The sequence below is a fragment of the Candidatus Obscuribacterales bacterium genome (assembly GCA_036703605.1).
In the GTDB taxonomy this organism is placed as follows: Bacteria; Cyanobacteriota; Cyanobacteriia; order RECH01; family RECH01; genus RECH01.
In genome coordinates this window covers 1-3,309 of the sequence record DATNRH010000725.1, presented here as the reverse complement: position 1 = coordinate 3,309, position 3,309 = coordinate 1, and the positions used below count along the sequence as shown (strand labels likewise).

Annotated in this window: 5 protein-coding genes; 4 read left to right on the top strand and 1 reads right to left on the bottom strand. The window is 53.9% G+C overall.

Annotation, left to right across the window (positions count from 1 at the left end):
• Positions 1-369: hypothetical protein (locus V6D20_15195; GenBank protein ID HEY9817126.1), on the bottom strand; the 369-nt coding region annotated here is incomplete at its 3' end.
• 29 nt (positions 370-398) lie between these two features.
• Here V6D20_15195 and V6D20_15190 point away from each other — a divergent pair.
• From V6D20_15190 to V6D20_15175, 4 genes are all read left to right on the top strand, one after another.
• Positions 399-1,253: an HAD family hydrolase gene (locus V6D20_15190; GenBank protein ID HEY9817125.1), complete on the top strand. Its 855-nt coding sequence runs from the start codon at positions 399-401 to the stop codon at positions 1,251-1,253.
• 286 nt (positions 1,254-1,539) lie between these two features.
• A complete protein-coding gene (locus tag V6D20_15185) occupies positions 1,540-2,076 on the top strand; it encodes a P-loop NTPase family protein (protein ID HEY9817124.1) in 537 nt (178 codons plus the stop codon).
• Between the two features lie 38 nt (positions 2,077-2,114).
• A complete protein-coding gene (dcd, locus tag V6D20_15180) occupies positions 2,115-2,708 on the top strand; it encodes a dCTP deaminase (GenBank protein ID HEY9817123.1) in 594 nt (197 codons plus the stop codon).
• Between the two features lie 57 nt (positions 2,709-2,765).
• Positions 2,766-3,272 (top strand): TIGR04376 family protein, encoded by a 507-nt coding sequence (locus V6D20_15175; protein HEY9817122.1) that lies wholly within the window; start codon positions 2,766-2,768, stop codon positions 3,270-3,272.
• Positions 3,273-3,309 lie beyond the last annotated feature (37 nt).

The window sequence follows — 3,309 nt, the reverse complement described above, 5'->3', positions numbered from 1 at the left end:
TTCGAGCAAAGCCGCTTCGGTGTCGTTGGACGGCGGCGAATAGCCTTCAGCGATCGCTTGAATGAATCGATCGGCATAGCGGCCGCGATCGGCATTCCATAGATCGGTGCCCCGCCAGCCCTGGGCCGTGAGGCGATCGGTAATACTGCGCACCGTGTTGGCAGCATACTGAACCTGTCCGGCAAAGGTGGCGAGATCGTCGGCGGGAATGCGATGAATGGGATAGACGCCTAGCCCCGTTTCGCCGCTGTCAAGCTGGGGCGCACCGTGGGCACTGTAGAGCGCCGCCAGAATGGGTTTATGGATACCGTTACGCTCAGCCTCTATTAGGTAGTAGTAGTTGCGCTGATCGGGAGACAGTTTTGCCATAGCCAACCCCATGATTCCGTAGTATCGAGATGATCCCGAGGCGATCGCGATGGATTGCCGGGCGATCGCTCCCCGTTCTTCATCCCCAAGTGTATATGCAGGACTACCCGCTGACCGACCGCTTGCCCAATTTTGCTCCTGATTTTCTCAAAAAAGTGGGACTGATTGCTACCGACATGGACGGCACACTCACCCGCCATGGGCGATTTACCCCCCAATTACTCCAGACCTTGGAGGCGTTGAAAGCAGCGGATGTCACCGTGTTGATCACCACGGGGCGATCGGCGGGGTGGGTGCAGGGCTTGGTCAACTACCTGCCGGTGCAGGGGGCGATCGCTGAAAATGGTGGACTTTTTTACGCCAACGGGAACGCCGCACCAGAATGGCTGAGCGAGATTCCCGATCAACACAACCATCGTTCAGCCCTGGCCCAGATGTTTGCCCATTTGCAGGATGAGTATCCCCACCTGCAAGAATCCACCGACAACCGCTTTCGGCTGACGGATTGGACGTTTGATGTAGGAGGGCTATCGGCGGTGGATCTACAGCGCCTGGGCGATCGCTGCCAGCAGGATGGCTGGGGCTTCACCTACAGCACCGTGCAGTGTCACATTCGACCGCGGGCGCAAAACAAAGGGCAAGGATTGCTAGCCGTGCTACAGCACCATTTTCCCCACTACCCTCCACATTTAGTGGTGACTGTGGGCGATAGCCCCAATGATCAAGAATTGTTTCAAGACTTCCCCAATGGAGTCGGAGTGGCCAATCTTCAGCCCTACCTCGATCGCCTCACCTATCGCCCTGCCTACCTCACTCTGGGGGAAGAAATTGATGGATTTTGCCAACTGGCGATCGCCCTCATTCAAGCCCGTCCGGGATCCTGAAACTAGGAATGCTAATGCTACATATAGCGTCATAAACCAAGTTTTTGCCTAAAAGCTGCGCTATATTTGGAAAGTATTTTTCCGGCTGCTGGGCTACCAACCGATATCAAAATCTAGGCTATACTGCCCTATTATCAGCGGTTTGTGAGAGAGGCATTTCTTCGAACAGGGTGATGCAATCTTCAACCCAACGGCGTCGTCTGCCGCGATCGCCCTGGCTGTCTGCGGCCATTTTGTGGCCGGTTTGCTTGCTGGTTCTCCCAGATTCTTTCAATAGAGTAGTTTTATGGTTTCCCAAATTGAAACCCATGCCCTGAATGATCACCGCCCCTTCTGCCATACCATTGAAGGGCTGATTCAGGTGTTTACTGGGCCGCATCGAAGCTTTTTCACCAGCGTGATGGCTCAGTCCCTCCGCTTGGCAGGTCAAGGTACACCGGTGCTGGTGGTTCAGTTTCTCAAAGGTGGGATTCAGCAAGGGCCCGACCACCCCGTTCAGCTTGGTCAGCACCTCACCTGGCTGCGCTGCGATTTGCCGCGCTGTATCGATACGCCCCATATCGAAGAGGCGGAGGCGATCGCCCTACAAGCGCTTTGGGACTACACCAAGACGGCGGCCTACAGCGGCGACTATGCGCTGATCGTGCTAGATGAACTGAGCCTAGCAACTAAATTTGGCCTCATTCCTGAAGCTGAGGTTCTAGACTTTCTGCACCAGCGCCCCAGCCAAGTGGATGTGATTTTAACTGGCCCCGACATGCCCGAATCTATCCTCAATATTGCGGATCAAATTACCGAACTGCGACGCAGTTACCGTTCCTAAACCCATTTTTTGCCTGCTCTGCAAGCCGTAAGCCCATCATGATTAAAAACGATACGTGGATTCATCAAATGGCTAACCAGGGCATGATTGCGCCCTTCGAGTCATCTCTCGTGCGGCGCTTGGAGTCGGCAGGGGGCGATCGCTTGGTGATTAGCTATGGCCTCTCCTCCTACGGCTATGACATTCGCCTATCGCCAGCGGAGTTTCGTATCTTTCGACACATTCCTGGCACCGTGGTCGATCCCAAATGCTTTAATCCAGACAACTTGGTGCAAACTCAGCTCCATCAAGATGAAAGCGGTGAATTTTTCATCCTGCCGGCCCATTCCTATGGTCTAGGTGTTGCCTTGGAAAAACTAAGTATTCCTGACAACATCACCGTAATTTGTATCGGTAAATCTACGTATGCACGCTGTGGTATAATTGCCAACCTAACCCCCGCCGAGGCGGCCTGGCGTGGGCATTTGACCTTAGAATTTTCCAACTCGTCGAGCGCCGACTGTCGCATTTATGCGAACGAGGGGATTGTGCAACTGCTGTTCTTGGAAGGAGAGCCTTGCCAAGTGAGCTATGAAGCTAGGCAGGGCAAATATCAAGATCAGTCTGAGACGGTGACCATTGCACGGGTTTAGGGCAGTCCGCGTGGGATTATGGCAGGATAGAGGAGCAGCGTCAACCTGGGTCTGACTATGGGCGTATTTGAAGACTTTAGCCGCTTTCTGGAAACGCGATTAGAGGAGTTTCTTCGTGATAATCCCCATCTTGAGTTGATGGCGCTAGAAGAGCAGCTTTACCAACAAGAGGAGGATGCTATCAATTTACTGGCAGAACTACAGACCCGTGAGCAGTACCTCAAGGATCAAATCCTAGAAACTGCTCAAGACGTGCAGCGCTGGCATGGACGGGTGGAAAAGGCAAAAGCGGCTCAACGTTTGGATTTGGTGAAACCAGCGGAGGAACGGGAAGCGGCTTTATTGCGCCAGGGCAATCAGCTTTGGGGGCAGATGCAGTTGACGAAGGAACGCATCCAGCAGGCGATCGCTCTCCAAAACCAGATTCAGCAGCGTCGGAAAGAAGTGCAATCTAAGCGAGCTGAGGCTGAATCTGTACGCACCAGCACGAAAGCCGAGCAAACCTGGCAGACGACGGGCTGGAGCCAGAAAGACTATACGTTTCAATCCGCTCCCGATCCCTGAGAAGCCACGTTTCAGCGGTGGGAGATGGATGAGGAAC

Excerpts from the sequence above, each read along its gene's own strand:
- V6D20_15190 (HEY9817125.1), top strand. The coding sequence starts at position 399 with ATGATCCCGAGGCGATCGCGATGGATTGCCGGGCGATCGCTCCCCGTT.
- V6D20_15185 (HEY9817124.1), top strand. The coding sequence starts at position 1,540 with ATGGTTTCCCAAATTGAAACCCATGCCCTGAATGATCACCGCCCCTTC.
- dcd (HEY9817123.1), top strand. The coding sequence starts at position 2,115 with ATGATTAAAAACGATACGTGGATTCATCAAATGGCTAACCAGGGCATG.
- V6D20_15175 (HEY9817122.1), top strand. The coding sequence starts at position 2,766 with ATGGGCGTATTTGAAGACTTTAGCCGCTTTCTGGAAACGCGATTAGAG.